The sequence below is a fragment of the Pseudoalteromonas sp. SG43-8 genome (genome assembly GCF_014164245.1).
GTDB classification, from domain to species: domain Bacteria; phylum Pseudomonadota; class Gammaproteobacteria; order Enterobacterales; family Alteromonadaceae; genus Pseudoalteromonas; species Pseudoalteromonas distincta.
The window spans coordinates 43,436-64,460 of record NZ_JACJEX010000012.1; the positions used below are offsets into that span (position 1 = coordinate 43,436).

Annotated in this window: 12 protein-coding genes; 7 read left to right on the forward strand and 5 right to left on the reverse strand. The window is 39.3% G+C overall.

Going from position 1 to position 21,025, the window contains the following annotated elements:
* Positions 1–493 precede the first annotated feature (493 nt).
* Positions 494–3,472, reverse strand: a complete 2,979-nt coding sequence (locus H5122_RS16730) for a DUF3857 domain-containing transglutaminase family protein (protein WP_182682770.1) — start codon at positions 3,470–3,472, stop codon at positions 494–496.
* A gap of 496 nt (positions 3,473–3,968) precedes the next feature.
* Between H5122_RS16730 and H5122_RS16735 the strand changes: the two genes are divergently transcribed.
* The 7 genes from H5122_RS16735 to fusA all read left to right on the forward strand — a co-directional run bounded on the left by H5122_RS16735 (position 3,969) and on the right by fusA (position 12,862).
* Complete coding sequence (locus H5122_RS16735) at positions 3,969–5,210, forward strand: OprO/OprP family phosphate-selective porin (protein ID WP_182682771.1); 1,242 nt, start codon at positions 3,969–3,971, stop codon at positions 5,208–5,210.
* Positions 5,211–5,221: 11 nt separating this feature from the next.
* Complete coding sequence (locus H5122_RS16740) at positions 5,222–6,193, forward strand: tripartite tricarboxylate transporter substrate binding protein (RefSeq protein ID WP_008136527.1); 972 nt, start codon at positions 5,222–5,224, stop codon at positions 6,191–6,193.
* A 12-nt stretch (positions 6,194–6,205) separates the two neighbouring features.
* Positions 6,206–6,673 (forward strand): tripartite tricarboxylate transporter TctB family protein, encoded by a 468-nt coding sequence (locus tag H5122_RS16745; RefSeq protein ID WP_008136528.1) that lies wholly within the window; start codon positions 6,206–6,208, stop codon positions 6,671–6,673.
* A gap of 3 nt (positions 6,674–6,676) precedes the next feature.
* Positions 6,677–8,197, forward strand: coding sequence for a tripartite tricarboxylate transporter permease (locus H5122_RS16750; protein ID WP_008136529.1), 1,521 nt, complete (start codon positions 6,677–6,679; stop codon positions 8,195–8,197).
* Positions 8,198–8,208: 11 nt separating this feature from the next.
* Positions 8,209–9,831: a sensor histidine kinase gene (locus tag H5122_RS16755; RefSeq protein WP_182682772.1), complete on the forward strand. Its 1,623-nt coding sequence runs from the start codon at positions 8,209–8,211 to the stop codon at positions 9,829–9,831.
* 14 nt (positions 9,832–9,845) lie between these two features.
* On the forward strand, positions 9,846–10,571 hold the full coding sequence (locus H5122_RS16760; RefSeq protein ID WP_039488685.1) for a response regulator: 726 nt from the start codon (positions 9,846–9,848) through the stop codon (positions 10,569–10,571).
* 206 nt (positions 10,572–10,777) lie between these two features.
* A complete protein-coding gene (gene fusA, locus H5122_RS16765) occupies positions 10,778–12,862 on the forward strand; it encodes an elongation factor G (RefSeq protein WP_004334977.1) in 2,085 nt (694 codons plus the stop codon).
* 409 nt (positions 12,863–13,271) lie between these two features.
* On the opposite strand, the gene mdoH is transcribed toward fusA, so the two are convergent.
* From mdoH to hemB, 4 genes are all read right to left on the reverse strand, one after another.
* Positions 13,272–15,233, reverse strand: coding sequence for a glucans biosynthesis glucosyltransferase MdoH (gene mdoH, locus H5122_RS16770; protein WP_182682773.1), 1,962 nt, complete (start codon positions 15,231–15,233; stop codon positions 13,272–13,274).
* A complete protein-coding gene (locus H5122_RS16775) occupies positions 15,205–16,824 on the reverse strand; it encodes a glucan biosynthesis protein (protein ID WP_182682774.1) in 1,620 nt (539 codons plus the stop codon). Before H5122_RS16775 ends, mdoH begins: the two co-directional genes overlap by 29 nt.
* A gap of 331 nt (positions 16,825–17,155) precedes the next feature.
* Positions 17,156–19,888, reverse strand: a complete 2,733-nt coding sequence (locus H5122_RS16780; RefSeq protein WP_182682775.1) for an ExeM/NucH family extracellular endonuclease — start codon at positions 19,886–19,888, stop codon at positions 17,156–17,158.
* 126 nt (positions 19,889–20,014) lie between these two features.
* A complete protein-coding gene (gene hemB / locus H5122_RS16785; protein ID WP_182682776.1) occupies positions 20,015–21,025 on the reverse strand; it encodes a porphobilinogen synthase in 1,011 nt (336 codons plus the stop codon).

The following is a 21,025-nucleotide window of genomic DNA, read 5'->3' on the forward strand; positions in this document are numbered from 1 at the left end:
TTTAGTTTCATATCTACCGTCACCGATATGAGCAATGTAGCAAGTAAAATAGTAGGGCGGTTACTCATCATCAACATCAAGGGGCGTTGCGGTTCATAACAAGTAACCATAGCTGTTTACGTGCGCCACACGTTGTTTCAGGGTCGAGAAACAAATCAATTCATTCCTTAACAAGTGGTATGCAATCCGTCTTGTTGATATTGATTATCAGTTAGATCTAACTATCTGTCAACATCTAAATGCAAATAATTCTTATTATTAGTGAGTTTGTTTTTTATTCATATATAAATCGGCTAGTTAGCACTGACATTTAATAAAAATACTTACTTTGGCTGAACAATTAAGAATAAAAAATAGATGCTTAATACTTATTAAATAATTTGATATGGATTTTTATTATAAAAGCATTGCTTGTAAAACCTTAGCCCCTAAAGATCAACAGCCTTCAATTTATGGCTAAAAATATTCGTACTTAATTGGATATTTTAAGCCACTAACGCACTTTATTTGCTGTTATACGTAAATTAATCTGCTCCACTAGTACTTTATCCTGCTTGTTTAGACGCCCTACAATGAGCAAGAAATCACTACCGTCAGTTTTTATTACTTTAATACTTGTATTATCAAGTTTAGTTTTACCGTATGTGGTTTCTATTTTTTCTATGTCTTTAAAATGACTAAGATCTGATTTAAGCTTACCGTCATCGTTTTTGTAGTAACTAAAAATATAGTTCTCGGTTATTCCGTTACCGTCTTCTCGGTAATCAAACATTGCATCGCTATAAAAATAGAGTATTTCTTCGTTTTCAGGTGTTAGGCGATTACGTTTTAAAAAGTGTACTTGGTAAGGCCATAAACTATCGCCTTTTATAATTGCAGCATTGGGTAAAATATTTACTTCTTGAAGTACGCCTAAAAATAATAGAGGTGCAAACGCAAGCGAGATTAAATACTGCCTAATTCGCCAGTGCGAGTTGTAATGTAGGGCTTCTTTACTTGTATCGGTTTGTTCAATGTAACTAACTAGAGGCAACCATAAAAATGGCATTATACAAATCACTATGGTTGCGTATTCGTCCATACGATAAGCAAAGGCGCTGGCGAGTACCATTAGCCAGAGTGTTAAGGCAGTCCAGTTAGGCATTACTCTATTTTTGTTTAACTGTTGTTGGCTGTGCTCTGCAAGTGCAAGATACAAAGGGTAATACCATAAAAACGCAAATATACCTCGAGCAATAGGCATAATACTTGAGTTATCGCGCTCTTTAATGGCTTTAAAGTTACGATAACTCCAGTAGTTAACAAATATGCCTAAACTTAAAATACTGTAAATAATAAACTTACTTATAGATACTGCATAAAATGGACTATCTTCAAATTTAACTTTTTTTGCTGACTCTAATCGCCAATCGGCGAAAAAGAATATGAGTACTAAAATATAGCCAGCCAACACATATTTAAGCCAGCTATAACCAAAGCTATCTAGCACATCAGCTGTTGTTTGAGGTGTTTCGGTCGTTTCCGCGTATTTTAGAATAGGGTAATAGGTTGCTGATATTAACTTTTTACGCTGTGCTAAATAATCATCTATTTGAGCGGCTTTAATATGATCTTGTTTTGCGTAATAGTCATAACTCAGTGTTAAAACATTATCATTAAATTCAGTAGTTGTTTTTAAGTTGAAGTAGTCGTTATCAATTTCTTCTTGATCGCTATCAAATCCCCAACCTTTTTCTGCAAAATGCAGTTTTATTGTGGTGTTAATTATATTGGGGTAGCCAAAGTAGAGTGGGTCGGTGCGATTTACCTGCTTTGGTTCGTAAACGCTATTTTGTATTTCATTCGCGTAAAAACTAGCTTCGTAGCCTTCGTCTGTTTTTTCCCAAAATTCACTAATTAAATACGATTCTTTGGTTATTAGTTTACCCGTTTGTTCTTGTTCACTAATAGTCATTGCTTCATTGATTGATAGACCATTTAAAAAGCCTTGGTAATACTCGAAATAAGATTTAGCAACGATATTTAGACCACTGCTGGCTATATTACTTCTTCGGTTAATTGCTTCAAATTCAGCATAAGTATACTGGGTTTCAAAACGTGATGGCTCGGATACTTTTTCAGCAATAAAAAAGTTATCTTCTACAGATACATTTGTATGTACAGGCTTTTGCGCCATTGACGTTAAAGCGCTTTCACCTTTATCAATTATTAGGGCATAGCCATAGTCAGGCTGTGCTAAATATTCGAGAGTACCTCGTTGGTAGCTGACCGTAGGATCGAGCCAGTAGCGCTCTCCATTTTGCTTTAGCGTAACAATTACGTGATTAAATACACTTGCTGAAGGTGGAAGTTCTTTTAAACGTTTGGTTTCCTCTGTATCAACTAGCGCAGGGAAGGCCTTAATATCCATCGCTTTTAATAACGAAATAAGCAGTACTGTTTTATCTTTACAATCGCCGTACCGTAGCGAAAGCGTTTCTGAAGCTGACGTTGGTTGATGCGAGTTAGTGCCCATTTCAAGCCCTAAGTATCGAATTTCGTCTTGGCTAAAGCGCAGTGCTGCGGCAATTTTATCTGATGTTTTTGTGTGTTTTGCTTTTATTTTTTCAGCTATATCCAAAATGCTGTTTGGGGTTTCTATGGCTGATTGATAAAGCGGATATGCCCAGTTAACTACCTGACCCCAATCGTCAAACTCAGAAAAGTAAACTTGTGTATATGGGTCGTACCATGTTGGAGTTTGAGAATTTTGCTCCAGTAAAGGTTCTTCAAAAAGAGTTATAGAATAATCTTTACCATATTTGTTAAGCGTTTCTTGAATATCTGCTGTGCCGTTTATTGTATTTATATGTAGAGGTGTTTGTTTACCCCAAAGTACACGCATATTTTGTTGCACTACGGGTACCGACCAGTTTAGCGTGCGTCTTGTACTAAACTTATTAGCATATATAGGGTTGCTGCCTGTGACTGTGTAGCTGTAATCGAGTATGTCGCCACTGCGCATATCATCAATAATAATATTGAGTGATAAGCTACCATTATAAATCCGCTCAGCTAATTCAGATTCACCCTGTATAACCTTCATTTTCGCGCTATCAAGCTTATCAATGCGCTCATTATTTCTGATAATCGTTAAGCTATTTAGCGTTAGCGACTCGTAACTTGGATCAAAATCAAGATTAAGCTGGCTTATATAATCAACACCACTTTGATTTAAAGCTTTCATAACCAAGCGTGTATAGCGTTGCTGTTTTTGCCTGCTCGGTATATAGGATTGGTTATCGAGTAATAAATAAAGTGTGCCGTCACGTACTTTGGTTATGTCGGAATTCTTGGGTTGCTCAATAATATGTGTATTAACCCAATTAGCTGGTTTATCTATTTTATATTGCTGCGCAAAAATATTATGAGAGAAAATTAATAAGGTAAGTGCAATTAGCCAAGGGCTGAGTCGAAGGAAGTTCCATTTCATTGTAGGGTCTTATAGTTGTTTTTATAAATACTATTGAAGGAATAATGTACCAAATTTAGGATTTTTTGACAATGAGATGTTAACAAATTCATTGTTGAGCAGTTAATTAATAGTGTATAAATAAACTGCTATGTAAGTGCGAAATGCTTATCCCCCCCTTAAATGTCCCTGAAATGATTTTTTAGTTGTATTGCTAAATCATAATTAGTTAAGCCTACTTTATTGTGGGCTTTGTTAGATCTGCAAAAATCTTATCTGTTTATTCGTATGGTAATCATTCAAACCATTAAAAGTGTTTATAAATCAAAATATAAACAGTAACTGCTTTTGCTCTTTTTGTTCATGAATTTTATGAGCAAAAAGCACATAACGATCATCAATGCACCTTACCTTCTAAATATTTAGTTAATTTCACGTTAACAATAAGCTGCGAGTTAGATAGCAGTTTGTCGTCGCTTATCTACCTGACAACAAATACACAAGCGTGGAGAGAATAATGAAAGCAAGTAACACACAACTCGCTTTGGCAGTTGCTGCCGCACTAGCAAGTACATCCGTTTTAGCCGATAACGATACGCAAAAACTACAAGAGCAATTAGATGCGTTACAAAAAGAAGTAAGTGTACTAAAAACAACCAGTGGTTTTAATTTAGAGTTTGGTGGACGGGTTCAGCTCGACTACAACTATTCTGATGGCGCTTACAATGCCAAGAACGAGGGCTCTGGCGGGAGCGACTTTTTCCCTCGCCGTATTCGTACCTATGTAGAGAGTGAACATGGTAACTGGGATCACAAATTACTTTTAGAATTTGGCGAAGGTGACGCTGAAATAGTGATGGCGCGAGTACGTTATGCGTTCGATAACGGACTTAAAGTTAAAGTAGGTAAAATTCGCGAAGATATCTCACTAAATGCATTAACCAGTTCAAAACATATTAATACTATTGAGCGTAGTTCGCTTGCTAATACCTTCTCGCCCTTTTTTCGTTGGGGCGCTTCTGCCTATCAATATTTTAATGATACTGGCTTTCGTTACGCGATAGGCGTTTACAAAAATGATGCATTTGGTGCAACAGGTAGTGATGAAAACGACAAGCTTACTCTTGCTATTACAGGGCGTGCGACGTGGTCGAGTGCAGCCCCTGGTGATGTAATTCATTTAGGTGCATGGCATTCATATCGCGATATGGGCGGCAATGAACTAGGAGATCGTTTTGCGCGTGGTGAAGTACGTGAAACCAATGTACGCCTAGTTAATTATGCTACAGGCGGTACAACAGTATCATTGGATAGCTTATCGCAGTCGGGACTTGAATTTGCTTTTCAGGCTGACTCTTTAACACTAGAGGCTGAGTACGCAAGCCGTGCATTAGATGCGCTTAATAGTAGTGATGATTTAGATGGAGAACGTTTTGACGGTTTTCATATTTCAGCAAGTTACTTTTTAGGGGGGGAGCAACGACAGTACAAAGCCAGCTCAGCTCTATTTGTTCAACCTAAAAATATTAAAAATGCATGGGAGCTTGTTGCGCGTGTTTCACAAATGGATGCAACGAGTAAAAACCAAGGCAGCGAAGTAACCACCTTTACATTAGGAACAAGCTATTACGTTAGTAGTGACATTAAATTTATGGGCAACTTTATCTACAGCGATGTAGAGGGCCCAGGCACCGCTGCGCTGGTTGGCGACGAAGACTCTGGTATGGGCTTTAGTGCACGTATGCAGTATTTATTTTAAAGGGACACACAATGAAATTATTTAAATCATTACAAACGACCATACTTGCAGCATCGTTAGTACTTAGCAGCCCAATGGCAATGGCCGACACTCACTTTTTAATCCCTGGCGGGCCTGGTGGTGGTTGGGATACAACTGCCCGTGGTATAGGCGAAGGTTTAGTTAAGTCAGGCATTGAAAATAATGCATCTTTTCAAAATATGTCTGGTGGTGGAGGCGGTCGTGCTATTGCGTATTTAATTGAGTCGGGCACTAAAAAGGGCGATATTTTAATGGTTAACTCAACGCCTATCGTATTGCGCGCGTTAAGTGGCCGAATTCCTTATAGCTATCGCGATTTAACACCTGTAGCCAGTATGATTGCAGATTATGGCGCGTTTGTAGTGCGTAATGACTCTCCATTTAAAACTTGGGAGGATGTTATTAAATCAATAAAAGAAGATCCAAGTTCGGTAAAAGTAGCGGGCGGTTCTGCTCGCGGCAGTATGGATCACTTAGTGGCGGCTCAAGCAGTTAAAGCTGCGGGTATAGATGGTCGACGCCTACGTTATATTCCTTACGATGCAGGCGGTAAAGCTAAGGCTGGGTTGCTTTCAGGCGAAGTGAATTTACTTTCTACTGGCTTAAGTGAAGCGCTTGAAGTAGCTAACGGTGGTCAAGCACGTATTTTAGCGGTTACATCGGGTGAGCCCTTACCTGATTACCCAAAAATACCCACACTTAAGTCACTAGGTTACGATATGGAATTTGTTAATTGGCGTGGTCTTTTTGCTGCACCTAATTTACCCGCTGAAAAGTTAGCACAGTACACAAAAAAACTACGTGAGTTGCAAAGTACACCTGAGTGGGAAGCTGTACGAGCTCGTAACGGTTGGCTAAATCTTTTTCAAGAAAAAGATGAGTTTATTAAGTCACTAGAAGCACAAGAAGTGCAGCTTAGAGCTGTAATGGAAGAGCTTGGCTTTATCCGCACATTGCCGTAATCGAGGTTTAAAATGACGAATCGAGAATTAATAGGGCCAAGTTTATTCTTGGCGCTATTTACTTTATACGCTGTGGTTGCATGGCAAATTCCGCTACTACCGTTTGAAGAATACGAAACGGTTACCTCAGCGACACTTCCTAAAGTATATGCCGGGTTTGGTATTGTGGTGTGCTTACTTTCTATTGGTTCAACATTGCTTAAACCAAGAGAGAAAACTAATACTGATGATGTTCTTGAAAAGTCACACGTACTGCGCACCTTTGGTTTATTAATATTAATGGTAATTTATAGCGCGGCACTGGAGCCAATTGGTTTTTTAATTTCTACTAGTGCGTTTTTGCTTGCGGGCTTTTTTGTGATGGGCGAAAGACGTAAGGGAATTTTGCTATTTGCATCGATACCGGTTGCGGTGGTTTTTTGGTTTTTGATGACTCAAGTATTAGGTATTTACTTGGTTCCGGGCGATTTGTGGAGTTAAGTTATGTTTGATGGAATTATGCTTGGTTTGTCGACCGTGCTCGACTTTAATAATTTAATGTACGTTATAGCTGGCTGCTTGGTAGGTACTTTTATAGGTATGTTACCAGGATTGGGGCCAATTACCGCAATTGCCTTGATGATCCCAATTACTTACAGCATTGGCGCCGATTCGGGTATGATTTTAATGGCGGGTGTTTATTACGGCGCTATTTTTGGTGGCTCTACGTCATCTATTTTAATTAATGCGCCTGGCGTGGCGGGTACGGTAGCTTCCTCCTTTGATGGCTACCCGCTTGCTAAACAAGGGCATGCAGGTAAAGCATTGGCAATTGCTGCTTATTCCTCCTTTATAGGCGGAACGATTGGCGCCATATTATTAATGGTAGCTGCACCTTTATTAGCAAAAGTGTCATTGAGTTTTCAATCCCCTGATTATGTTGTGTTGATGTTTTTAGGCTTAACAGCTATTGCAGCATTTTCAAATAAAGGGCAATTTTTAAAAGCAATGATGATGACGGTGTTTGGCTTGATGCTAGCAACGGTTGGTATTGATCCATCATCAGGGACTGACCGATTTACCTTTGGGCAACCTGATTTACTCGACGGAATAAGCTTTTTACTGGTTGCTATGGCAACGTTTGCATTAGCCGAGGCGCTTGTAAATGTTGTAAAACCAGAGAAAAAAGATGCTAAAAACATTAATGACTCAGACACACCGCAAATAGGTTCAACCAAGTTAAGTAAAGCCGAGATTAAAGAGATAGCACCAGTGATTGGTCGCTCGTCTATTTTAGGTTTTATAGTGGGGGTGTTACCGGGTGCTGGTGCAACTATTGCAAGCTTTATGGCTTATGCAACAGAGCGAAATTTAGCGCCAAAAGGTTTGAAAGAAAAGTTTGGTAAAGGCTCATTACGTGGTTTAGCTGCGCCAGAGTCGGCAAATAATGCGGCGTGTACAGGATCGTTTGTTCCACTGTTAACGCTTGGTATTCCGGGCTCAGGTACTACGGCAATTATGCTAGGTGCTTTGATTGCTTACGGCATTCAACCAGGTCCAATGCTTATGCAAGAAAACCCAAGTGTATTTTGGGCGGTTATTGTAAGTATGTACTTTGGTAATATTGTACTGCTTATTTTAAATTTGCCGCTTATTCCTTACTTTGCAAAAGTATTAGCAATGCCTAAGTCGGTACTCACCGTGATGATATTGTTCTTTAGCTTAATTGGTGTTTACTTAGTGTCCTTCAATACCTTCGACTTATTTATGATGGTAGGATTTGCGGTGGTTGCGCTAGTATTGCGATTACTGTCATTTCCTATGGCACCACTATTATTAGGTTTTATATTAGGAGATATGATTGAGCGAAACTTCCGTCGTTCAATGATGATTTCTGATGGCTCATTAAGCTTTTTATGGGATCGTCCGCTAACATTGAGCATATTTGTAATTTCAATTTTAGTGCTGTTGTTTCCGTTAAAAGATTATTTAATGCAACGCCGTGCAGACAAAGTAAATGCATAATTGAGAATGAAATGAAAAACACCAACAAGCTAAATCCATTGCAAAACATGGTCACAAAACCTAAGCGATTAGAAACACGATTAATTATTTGGGTAACAGGATTGTGTGTATTGCAGGCTTTATTATTTGGCGCGTTGGTGTATCAACTTACAGCGCAAAGCTTACATAACCATATTGGTGATAAAGCATTAGCTGTGGCAAGCAGTATTGCCACACGTGCTGATGTAATTAATGCACTGAAAATACCTAGTGACTTAACCGCTATTAACATGAAAATTGAAGATTTACGACAGCTTGTAGGTGCTGATTTTATTGTTGTTGGCGATGAAAATGCGCTTCGTATTGTGCATCCAGATGAAGATAAAATTGGCAAAAAAATGGTCGGAGGCGATAGCAAAGCTGCATTAAAAGGTGAACGCTATATTTCGGTGGCCCATGGTAGCTTAGGTGAATCAATTCGTGGCAAAGTGCCGGTGTACGCAGGTAATAATGAAATAGTAGGCGTTGTATCGGTTGGTTTTTTAGTACAATCAATCGATCCGCTTATTCTCTCTCGCAGTAGTGAAATTTTAATATGGGGCTTAATACTTGTAGGTTTAAGTATACTGGCGGCTATTTATATTGGACAGCGTGTCAGAAATGCTATTTTTGGCCTGCAGCCAGATGAAATTGCACGTTTGTTTTCAGAACAAGATGCAATTTTAAATACGGTACGCAGCGGTATTATTGCACTCGACCCGGACGGAAAAGTACGAAAACTCAATCAACGCGCCTGCGAAATATTAGATAAACCAACTTCAATTCTTAATCAGAACCTCAGCTTAAACGATTTATTACCTGAACATGCAGAATTTTTATTGCGTAATCAGCGACGTAAAATAGTGGGTTTTGAATTATTTGCCGCCGATAAACGCCTTATATTATCGAGATTTTCTTTGCAAGTGCAAGGGCAGGCGGATGGTATTTTACTGAGTATGCGCCCCTCTGATGAACTTGAGTATTTAAGCCAACAACTTACTAAAGTTCAGGCTTTTGCAGAGCTTTTAAGGGTACAAACTCATGACTATTCTAATAAGCTCAACTTAATTGGTGCGTTAGTGCAAATGGGCAAAAACGAACAAGCTATAGAAATAATAGGGCAAGAAAGCCAGGGCTCTCAGGCACAAATTCATAACTTGTTAGAGCGCATACAAGACCCTGTGCTTGCTGGTTTGTTGGTGGGTAAATATCATAAAGCAAGAGAATTAAATGTTGCGCTTGAGCTTAACCCCGACAGCCTACTTGGTGTTATTGCACGTAAAGATATGCTCGAGCGAGTTGTGTCTATTTTAGGTAACCTTATAGATAATGCGATTGAGGCTGCTGTTAGGGCATCAGGCTCTCGCTCTGCAAAAGTACGCGTAACCGTTGATGAAACCAGTAAAACTCTCTTATTTGATGTAGAAGACACAGGCTTTGGGTTAGGTTCTGACCATGATGTTATTTTTACACCTCAGTACAGTTCTAAATCTGGGGCAGAGCATGGTATTGGTTTGTATTTGGTAAAAACAAATTTAGACTCATGCGGCGGTACGTTAGAAATTGGTGAGTCAGACCTACTTGGTGCAAGACTAAGTGTTTATATTCCAAAATAATAAGAGCATTAAACATGACGTATTCAGTAGTAATAATTGAAGACGAAGTAGAGGTAGCACAGCTTTTAGCGCAGTACTTGTTATTACCAAATGGTATTGCAGGCAATCAAACGCCAAAGCAAAGTTTAAGGCAAGCACAGTATCAGGTAGTGGGCATTGCAGGTAATTTAAGCACGGCAACAGCTTTGCTGCATGCAATTGAACCTGATTTAATTTTACTCGATATACACCTTCCTGATGGTAATGGCTTAGATTTGTTAACTGATTTACGACGACGAACAATTAAAAGTGAAGTTATGCTGCTCACGGCTGCAAAAGAGGTTGAAACCCTTGAAAAAGCAATGCAGTTAGGCGCATGCGACTTTTTGGTTAAGCCATTAATGTTAAACCGACTAGATCAAGCACTTGCACGTTTTGAATCACGTCAGCAATGTTTTTCTGATGCAAGTGAAGTAACGCAGTCAATGGTTGATACGTTATTTGGCTCAAAGCAGCAAACCAATATTTCTAATCGTTTGCCAAAAGGGGTCGACCAACTTACCCTGCAAAAAATACATGATGCTTTTGTAGAGCACGCAACCACTGCATTTACTGCTCAGCAAATGGGCGATTTGGTCGGTGTTAGTCGCTCTACAGCACGCCGTTACTTAGAGTATTTGCTTGAATCAGGTAAGTTAACAGCGGATCAAAGTTATGGCAGTATTGGCCGCCCTGAACGTTGCTATAAAATAGCGAAGTAACTTGGTGTATCTGAAACTTAAGTATTAAACGCTATTAATTTCAATGTCTTGCGATTTTTTTGTTATGTTTGATATTTAATAGATTCTGACGATAAAAAAAATATGTTGAATTGATTGCATTTTAAGCGGCTTGTATGGTGATGTTCGCATTAAGTGATGTTATACTCCTGCCGAATAATTTATCGACTTTATTAAGAGTAAAATTAATGGCAGATTTATCGAAGTACAGAAACATTGGTATTTTCGCGCACGTTGATGCGGGTAAAACCACGACTACTGAGCGTATCCTAAAGCTTACTGGTCAAATCCATAAAACAGGTGAGGTTCATGATGGTGAATCTACTACTGACTTCATGGAACAAGAAGCTGAGCGCGGTATTACTATCCAGTCTGCGGCTGTAAGCTGTTTCTGGAAAGATCACCGTTTTAACGTTATCGATACTCCTGGACACGTTGACTTCACAGTTGAAGTATACCGTTCACTTAAAGTATTAGATGGCGGTGTTGGTGTATTCTGTGGTTCTGGTGGTGTTGAACCACAATCAGAAACTAACTGGCGCTATGCTAACGAATCAGAAGTTGCACGTATTATCTTTGTAAATAAATTAGACCGTATGGGTGCTGATTTTTACCGTGTAACTGAGCAAGTACGTAAAGTACTTGGCGCAACTCCACTAATCATGACTTTACCAATCGGTATCGAAGATGAATTTGTTGGTGTTGTAGATGTTTTAACTAAAAAAGCGTACGTATGGGATGACACTGGTCTTCCAGAAAACTACGAAATCACTGACGTTCCTGCAGACATGGTAGAAAAAACTGATGAATACCATGAAATGCTTATCGAAACTGCTGTAGAGCAAGACGATGATCTTATGGAAGCGTACATGGAAGGTGAAGTACCTTCTATCGAAGATATCAAGCGTTGTATCCGTAAAGGTACTCGTGACCTTGCTTTCTTCCCTACGTTCTGTGGTTCTGCTTTCAAAAACAAAGGCATGCAACTAATCCTTGATGCTGTTGTTGACTACTTACCTGCTCCAACAGAAGTTGATCCTCAACCTCTTATGGATGAAGAAGGTAACGAAAATGGCGAATTCGCAATCGTATCTGCTGACGAACCTTTCAAGGCGCTAGCATTTAAGATAATGGATGACCGTTTTGGTGCATTAACTTTCGTACGTATCTACTCAGGTAAGCTTAATAAGGGTGACACTATCCTTAATGCGTTTACTGGTAAAACTGAGCGTGTTGGCCGTATGGTTGAGATGCAAGCAGATGACCGTAACGAATTAACTAGCGCACAAGCTGGTGACATCATTGCTATCGTAGGCATGAAAAATGTGCAAACTGGTCACACTCTATGTGATCCTAAGCACCCAGTAACACTTGAGCCAATGGTATTCCCAACTCCAGTAATCTCGATTGCTGTACAGCCTAAAGATAAAGGCGGTAATGAGAAAATGGGTGTTGCTATCGGTAAAATGGTTGCAGAAGATCCATCTTTCCAAGTTGAGACTGATGAAGATTCAGGCGAAACTATCCTTAAAGGTATGGGTGAGCTTCACTTAGATATCAAAGTTGATATCCTTAAGCGTACTTACGGTGTAGACCTTATCGTTGGTCAACCACAGGTTGCTTACCGTGAAACTATCACTCGTGAAATCGAAGATAGCTACACGCATAAGAAACAATCTGGTGGTTCTGGTCAGTTCGGTAAAATCGACTACCGCATCAAGCCAGGCGAAGTTGCTTCAGGCTTCACGTTTAAATCATCAGTTGTTGGTGGTAACGTACCTAAAGAATTCTGGCCTGCAGTTGAGAAAGGCTTTAAGTCAATGATGGGCGAAGGTGTTCTAGCTGGCTTCCCAGTATTAGACGTTGAAGTTGAACTTTTTGACGGTGGTTTCCATGCCGTGGATTCATCTGCAATCGCGTTCGAAATCGCTGCTAAAGGTGCTTTCCGCCAATCGATCCCTAAAGCGGGCGCACAACTTCTTGAGCCAATCATGAAAGTTGACGTGTTCACTCCAGAAGATCACGTTGGTGATGTAATCGGTGACCTTAACCGTCGTCGTGGTATGCTAAGCGACCAAGAAGCTGGTTTAACTGGCGTTCGCATTAAAGCTGACGTTCCGTTATCAGAAATGTTCGGTTACATTGGTTCACTACGTACAATGACATCTGGTCGTGGTCAGTTCTCTATGGAGTTCTCACACTACGCACCATGTCCACAAAACGTAGCTGACACAGTAATCGCTGCAGAAAAAGAGAAAAAAGCTGCTAAGTAATTAGCTCTTTAACTCTTTAAAAAAACCCGCACATGTTGCGGGTTTTTTATTGCCTATAATTTGGTTTTATTTTTTATAACTACTCTTTTTTATATTGTTACAAAGCAGGGATTTGTTATACACGTATATGTACAGAGCGTTATATCAATAGTGAGGAAATTACTGTTGTATCATTTAGCGCGTTTTTTCTTTTCACTATTTTAAAGTAGAACTGGAGAATGGTGAGGTTTTTCATTTTTATAACTGGCAACTTGATGATGAAACGCAATCAGCTATTTCTAAAATGTACTGTAATAAGTTAGCTAGAAAAATAGAAAATATTAGCGGCAAATGCAGCGCATGATTTTTTAATTTAGATAGAAAAAAGGAGCAATTAATTGCTCCTTTTTTGTTTTTATTTTATAACGCGCTAATTAAACTTTTTTATAGCCTTAGCTTTTAGCGCTTTCATCTTTAGCCTGCGTGGCTTTTTAAAAGATTGTATAGGCATTGATACCATATGCTCTTGTGGCAATGCCGGAATTGTTTGTGGGTAAGTTCCTTCCTCTGGCACGGAAATCTCTTTTAGATGTACTTTAAGCGCCTCTAGAGTTGAGTCGTTATCAACTTCACTAGGGCAAATAAATATACCTAACTTTCTTAGCTGTACGCCGAGTTTGATACTACTGGTATAACGGATAATTGGAGCACCTAATACTAAGCCTAATAATATAGGTGATAGCCACCAAAAGAATACAGGTGTGAAGTAGTAAGCTGTGCTACCCCATGCTATAGCCACAATAGTAGAGAATAACGTATAACCAAACGCTTCTTTCCACGGGACCATACGACCTTCGCGTGGTTGTGCATCCCACTTCACTTTTTTGCCTAAAAATACGCAAAGTACAAAGTAAGCATGAAATACCATCATTAATGGTGCAACAATAATAGCAAATACAGTTTCAATAATTGAACCTAGAATTAATTTAATTGAACCACCAAAGCGTTTGTTTCTATGTATTAGGGTGACTATTACGCCCATTAATTTAGGCATTAATAAAATAACAATAGTTAAATACAAGAGTGAATCAATAAGATCGGTTTTAGCTATTTGCCATGTAGGAAATAATTGATAAACACGATTAAAGTACACATCGCTATTTAATGCGCGCGTTACTGCATCAATAGTACTTAGCGCTAGCATTGAGAGCCAAATTAGTGATGAAATATAAGCGGTTGCACCTAATAGAAAGTGCAGCTTACTCATTAATTTTAATTTAGATGACGATAGTAAACCTAAGTGCTGAATATTACCCTGTACCCAGCGTCTATCGCGTACAGCATAATCTAGAATATTACTTGGTACTTCTTCGTAGCTACCTTCAATATCTGATAGTAATAGTACGTCCCAACCTGCACTATGAAGTAGTGATGCTTCTACAAAGTCATGACTTAAAATCTCACCGCCAAAGGGTGCGTTACCTTTAAGTGTTGGCAAGCCACAGCACGTTATAAATGCTTCAACTCTAATGATTGCATTATGACCCCAGTAATTGGCTTTATCTGTTTGCCAAAATGCTGAGCCAGTAGCGAGCATTGGGCTATATAGCACTGACGCAAACTGTAAAAAACGACCAAAAAAGGTATCTTGACGAACAGGTATTGGAATCGTTTGGATCAGGCCTGCTTGTGGGTTGTTTAGCATGCTTGTAGTAAGTTCTAACATACATTTACCGGTCATTACGCTATCTGCATCAAGCACAATCATATGGTCGTAATTACTTCCCCAGCGCTCACAAAAGTCGGTTAGGTTACCTACTTTGCGGTGTTTGTTATCTTCGCGACGACGATAAAAAATATGCTTTGCTGTATCCCCTAAACGTTCGCACAATGCATGCCATGCACTTAGCTCATTTTTAACTATTTGAGGGTCTTGTGTGTCGCTTAATAAGTAAAAATCAAAATTATCAAGCTGACCAGTTTCTTTTAACGATTGTAGACTTACTTCAAAGCCCGCGATAACACGGTGGGTATCTTCGTTATAAATAGGCATTACAACGGCGGTTTTCTGAGCGTTAATTGCCTCGTTATTGAACTCAATTGGTTTAATACGTTTTAACGTAAGCGGGTCAATTCGAAACAACTGTAGTACAAAGCCGATTGTGCCACTACAAAAAGCCGTTACAATCCAAGCAAATGTGATTGAGAATAATACTAAAAGGGCATACTCAAGTAATGTCATACCGTTTGAGCTTAAAATCTCAAACATAATAGATATGCCGTAGCCAGATGTGCCAAGTGCCGCAATGGCAAATAGCCATACTCTTAGTGTTTTGAATGGCATTGGAGTGCCCCTACCTTTATTACTTGATGTCATTTGGGTACCAAACATAGCTCCATACCTCGCTAATTTCTTTGTCACGTAGTTTTAACGATAAACGCATATCAACGGGTTGATCGTCCTGTGGTGCAATTTTAAAGGCTACACGCCATCCTCGTGAATCCGGAAGTTTTTGTACATTCACGTCGGTTACTTCGCCTGTTGTAAGTTGAATATCTGCATCTAGTTTTAGCTGTTCAGACAGTTGATTTATTTCTGAACCAGTAAAATCAACAGTAAATTGGCGGTGGCTTTTTGGTGGTGGGTTGTCCTCACCTGGTAATGCGGCGCTACCAATTCTTGTACGTAGTACACGTGCTTTCTCGTGCTGAGTTAAAACTGAATTAAAGGTGGTCATTTTGTAGCTTAATTTTAATGAATCTCCGGCCTTCATTGGTTTTTCTGGTACCCAGTAACTTACGATATTGTCGTTAGTTTCTGTATCAGTCGGTATTTCTACAAGCTCTACACGACCATTTCCCCACTCACCTTGTGGTTCAATCCATAGGCTAGGGCGGTCGTGGTAATGTGCTTCTGTGTCTAGATAGTTATTAAAGTCTCGGTCTCGTTGAGCTAACCCAAAACCTTTTGGGTTATTGTACGAAAATGAAGTAACGCTGAGTTGTGATGGGTTATTAAGAGGACGCCATACCCACTTGTCATCAGCAGATTGAGTTAATAGGCCATCCGAGTCATGAACTTCAGGGCGATAATCATCAAAAAATTTGGTGCTATTTTCGCCGTGATAAAACATACTCGTTAATGGTGCTACACCCAGTTTTTTAATATCTTTACGCGCAAAAATCTGCATATCAACATCAACTAGCATATTAGTTGTAGGGTCGACGCTAAATTTGTACGCACCAGAAATAGATGGACTATCCAATAATGCAAAAATGGTGATTTGTGTTTGCTCTGCCTTTGGTTTAACTAACCAAAACTCTTTGAACATTGGAAATTCTTCACCCGAATTCTCAGCAGTATCAATGGCAAGGCCTCTTGCTGATAAGCCATAAACTTGTTGAGGGCCAACGACTCTAAAATACGATGCTCCTTGAAATACCATTACTTCGTCTTTATACTCGTTAGTATTTAATGGGTAATGCACACGAAATCCTGCATGACCTAGTTGAGTGCCCGCAACACTTTTAGCTATTTCTTCTTGTAGTGGTGCAGCAGTGCCATCGTATTGGTAAAAGTCGGTGCTGAAAGGTAAGCGGCTACGTTTAGAGTCGCTATCAACAGTATTTATTGTTACAGGTGTTTTATATAAAAAACCAGGGTGGAATAATTGCAGCTCGTACAGGCCTTCATCTTTCCACACCGCTTTATCTTTTTTAAATCGAATTGAGCGGTAGTCTTGATAATCAATATTATTTAGCGCTTCAAGCTCGATGTTTTTAGGTGCCACATATTCTTCGCTTGCTAACTTTTTAGCGCGAGCGCTAATTACATCAAATAAGCTACTTTGTGGAATTGCTACATCAACAGTTGCAGCAATCGCTTGGTTGCTATTGCCCCAAGTCGAAAAAATAATAAGTAGACCCAGTAGTGGTGCTGACTTTTTTTGCCATTTAGGCAAGTTTTGGGTTAGTTGTTTCATTCTCATTCCTTTATAAAAACACGACTTATTTTTACGTTTAGGGTAAATATTGATTTTGTTTTGTAAGTATCTTCTAATTTACTTAAAGCAAAATGTGAACCCTTATAAAAGTTCATATTTTTCAATAGGAAAAACCAATATACATAAGTCACCGAGGTTTTTGCTGTGTAAAATTCACTCAATCTTATGTAGTTGTTGCTTATTAATTATTAGAAGACTCACTAATCGTTTGAACATATTACGGGGAGTTTAATGAAGCTTGTCTGAATTACATTTGTATAAAATAAAAAAGCCGCAAAAGCGGCTTTTTATGTGTTTAGATTTAACTTAATTATTTCTTTTTAAATCGACGCACTATTGATAGTGGTGCTAAAAGAAGTGATAACCATAGTAATGAACCTGCATCATTATCATCATCTGAGCGTAAGTTATTTACCTTAACGGCTACTTTTTCAATGTTTGATAAGTTACCAGCACTATCTTGAGCTTGTACTGTTAAAGTAATACGATTTTCGAATTCGTAATCAATCTCTCCAGCAACAATTAACTGTCCCTGATCGTTAATAGAAACGCTGTCATTATCAGATGTAATAAATTTAACAACAGGTGATTCATCGGCATTTGGATCACTAAAATCGAGCGTGCCGATAATTGTGCCAATTGTGCTGTTTTCATCGACTGCAAAAACTTGATCAGCTTTAATAACTGGCGTTTGCTCTTCAGGTGTTAAAGTGATTTCAGATTTAATATCAATAATCACAGGGTCATGGTCTGATGCGCGGTATGCACTTTCAGAGTACAAGCTAGATTGTTGACCTTCGCTTTTAAACTCTACATTGTAATCAAGTGAAATAGGTTCATCTGCGTTGATATGCCAATCTGTTGCAGCGACAACTTTGCTAAGTAATGATTGTGTAGCTACTGCATGGTCTAAACTTCCTGCACGACCAGAAAAGCTATAAGAATAACCAAGTGTATCACCATCAATTTCAGCAACTACATTTTTGTAGCCTTTATCAGCAAATGCACGTATTGGATCTTCCATTGCGTAAGCATTCATATCGCCGACTAAAATAGTATCTTCGTCATCAACACCGGTTGGTTTGCTATCAAGCCAATCTGCGAATGCATTAGCACCTTGCGTGCGTATTTCATTCCAACAGCCTTGGCCATCACCTAAATCTGCATTATTTCCAGAAGCACTACCACAACTTTTAGATTTAAGATGTGACACAGCAACAGTAAATACTTCATCAGTTTCTATTGATTTAAAGCTTTGTGCAATTGGAGCACGGTTACTAAAGTCAAATGGAGCCTCAGTTGTAATGGCTGCAGTGCCTACTTCTTCTACTTTGTTAGCACGATAGATAAGTGCGGTAGTAATTGCATCGGTACCAATTTGATCTACGTTAAAATCAACAAATGCATAGTTGTTAGCACTATCTGCATCATTTAATGCATCTACTAAGCTAGCAATTGCACTAAATTCGCCAAAGCCATCATTCTCAATTTCCATTAAACCAACAACATCGGCCTCAATAGCGCTAATAGCACTTACAATTTTAGCTTCTTGACGAATAAATTCAGCTTCAGTATCTGCACCTCGAGATGTAGGGAACCCTCCGCCTTGGCCATCACCATTGAAGTAATTAAGTACGTTAAAGCTAGCTACACGTAAATCTGCTTCAGCATTAAGTTCAGGCGCATCTTCACGTGCATTTGTTGCAATAAACGAAGGCGCTAAAGTTGGGTGAATTCGGTAAAGACCGAAGCTATAAGCAAGTGCCCCTGTAACAGTATTAACAGTATCGCCAGTTCGTAATGTATTTTCTGCCGATAAGCCTGGAGTTGGATAAGCTGTAGGGTCTAAGTTTTGTACTGTAGAGCCATCATCTATTAAAATCTTTTTAAGTAGATTTTCAGTTTCAACTGCATTAGCAGCATCGCCAGGTAACGCAACCTGAGTACCTTGGTACAAGCGCTCTGTTGCTAATTCAACTTCACCATATCGACCAAGACCAAAGTTATTAGTCACTACTAATGGTTGCTCTAATGTGACTAACATACCTTCAAAAGCTTCTAAATCAGTTGTATTAGCTAAAGGTAAAGTGATTTTTGTAGCTGCTGCAGCTAAACCAGTGCCACACACCGCAACTTGGCTAACACTGCCAATTTGTGTTGCATCAAAATATTCTTCAACAGTACCTTGTACACGTACATGGTCGCCTACATTCACGTCAGTATCTGCAAAATATACAAATACACCTTCAGAGGTAAGTGGATTTGCATCTATATCAGCAGCCAGTGAGTTAACAAAAAAGCCTTTTAATTGTTCATCACCTTGAAAATCGGCGCTTACAACACCTTCAAATTCTACTAATGTACCTACAAGTGGGCTAGCAGAGCCATCACCTTGAATAGCATTTATTAGTGTTTTTTCTGCACCACAAACTAGTGGTTCAAGTGGTTCTGGCTCAGGGTCTGGCACAGGAGCGGTACCGCCGTTTCCTGTGTGTGAACCTAATCCATCAAAGGTGTCAATATCAAACTGTTCCCACTCTTCGCTAGGATCAAAAATGGCTGTCGAGTCAGTTCGGCCTGTGGTAATGCTATCTTTTCTTCGCAGCGTTTTGTTAACCGTAGTTACACCCCCTTCAGACCACTCTGAACCCGGATCAAAACCAACTTGACCAAAACTATCAACAATTACACCGTCTTTAGTTAAAACAAGGGCATCATCACCGTTATAGTAGGTTACTGTGCTGGTTTCATCTGCAATATCAAGTATTGCAGCTGCTGCACTGGGGTTTGAAATAATGTAGGTGGTATTGGCGGCCAATGTTCCGGTTAAATCAATCGAGTTGCCAACCGAACTGCTACCATTTGAATAGAGTCCTAAAGTATAACCTTCAAGAGAAAGCTCCGTATCAGCATTATTATAAAGCTCAATTGCTTTATTATTACTGCTTCCCTCTATATATTCTGAAATGATTAGATCAGCGGATGCTGGTGCACTGAGGCTTGCTATAACAAGTGCGAGTGGTGTTATTTTTGTTTTAAACATTTTTTTATTATTCCCGTGTATTAATCCCAAAATGGGACACCAGTTTAGAGAATAAATATGACGGAAATAATACAAAAATGTAAACGAATGTAAATAAAAGGCAGTTTAACCGCCTTTTAATAAAAATTACTTTTTAGCTAGATATTTTGCGGCTTGCTTAGCAAAGTAGGTTAATATTCCATCGGCACCTGCACGCTTAAATGCAAGTAAAGATTCCATTATTGTTGCCTCTTCACTTAACCAACCGTTATCAATTGCTGCTTTGTGCATTGCATACTCGCCACTTACCTGATATGCGAAAGTAGGTACACCAAATTCGTCTTTAACACGCCGTACAATATCTAAATAAGGCATACCGGGCTTTACCATAACCATATCAGCGCCTTCTTGTAAGTCTAATGCGACTTCACGTATTGCTTCATCAGAGTTTGCTGGATCCATTTGGTAAGTTTTTTTATCAGCACCTTTTAAGTTACCAGCAGAGCCTACAGCATCTCTAAATGGGCCATAGTAGCTAGATGCGTATTTAGCAGAGTAGGCCATAATTTGAGTATGAATAAACCCATCAGCTTCAAGTGCTTCGCGAATAGCGCCAATACGACCATCCATCATATCAGAAGGGGCAACAACATCAGCACCAGCTTCTGCATGGGAAAGTGCTTGTTTAACTAAAATTTCAGTAGTGACATCATTAATAACATAACCTGAATCATCAATAATACCGTCTTGGCCATGCGTAGTGAAAGGGTCAAGTGCTACATCAGTAATCACACCCAACTCAGGAAAAGCTTCTTTTAACGCTCTTACGGTACGTTGCGCTAAGCCATCATCGTTATATGCTTCTTCGGCAAATAATGATTTTTTATCCGCAGGCGTTACCGGAAAAATAGCAACGGCAGGTACGCCAAGTTCAACGAGTTCTTTTGCTTCAACAAGCAGTAAATCAATTGATAGGCGCTCAATACCAGGCATTGATTCAATTACCTCGCGGCGATTTTTACCATCAAGTACAAATACAGGGTAAATTAAATCATTTACGCTAAGCTGGTTTTCAGCCATTAAGCGGCGAGAAAAGTCGCTGCGGCGCATTCTGCGCATGCGAGTATATGGGAAAAGGTCTAATCCTGATTGGGCCAT

Excerpts from the sequence above, each read along its gene's own strand:
- H5122_RS16730 (WP_182682770.1), bottom strand. The coding sequence starts at position 3,472 with ATGAAATGGAACTTCCTTCGACTCAGCCCTTGGCTAATTGCACTTACC.
- H5122_RS16735 (WP_182682771.1), top strand. The coding sequence starts at position 3,969 with ATGAAAGCAAGTAACACACAACTCGCTTTGGCAGTTGCTGCCGCACTA.
- H5122_RS16740 (WP_008136527.1), top strand. The coding sequence starts at position 5,222 with ATGAAATTATTTAAATCATTACAAACGACCATACTTGCAGCATCGTTA.
- H5122_RS16745 (WP_008136528.1), top strand. The coding sequence starts at position 6,206 with ATGACGAATCGAGAATTAATAGGGCCAAGTTTATTCTTGGCGCTATTT.
- H5122_RS16750 (WP_008136529.1), top strand. The coding sequence starts at position 6,677 with ATGTTTGATGGAATTATGCTTGGTTTGTCGACCGTGCTCGACTTTAAT.
- H5122_RS16755 (WP_182682772.1), top strand. The coding sequence starts at position 8,209 with ATGAAAAACACCAACAAGCTAAATCCATTGCAAAACATGGTCACAAAA.
- H5122_RS16760 (WP_039488685.1), top strand. The coding sequence starts at position 9,846 with ATGACGTATTCAGTAGTAATAATTGAAGACGAAGTAGAGGTAGCACAG.
- fusA (WP_004334977.1), top strand. The coding sequence starts at position 10,778 with ATGGCAGATTTATCGAAGTACAGAAACATTGGTATTTTCGCGCACGTT.
- mdoH (WP_182682773.1), bottom strand. The coding sequence starts at position 15,233 with ATGTTTGGTACCCAAATGACATCAAGTAATAAAGGTAGGGGCACTCCA.
- H5122_RS16775 (WP_182682774.1), bottom strand. The coding sequence starts at position 16,824 with ATGAAACAACTAACCCAAAACTTGCCTAAATGGCAAAAAAAGTCAGCA.
- H5122_RS16780 (WP_182682775.1), bottom strand. The coding sequence starts at position 19,888 with ATGTTTAAAACAAAAATAACACCACTCGCACTTGTTATAGCAAGCCTC.
- hemB (WP_182682776.1), bottom strand. The coding sequence starts at position 21,025 with ATGGCCCAATCAGGATTAGACCTTTTCCCATATACTCGCATGCGCAGA.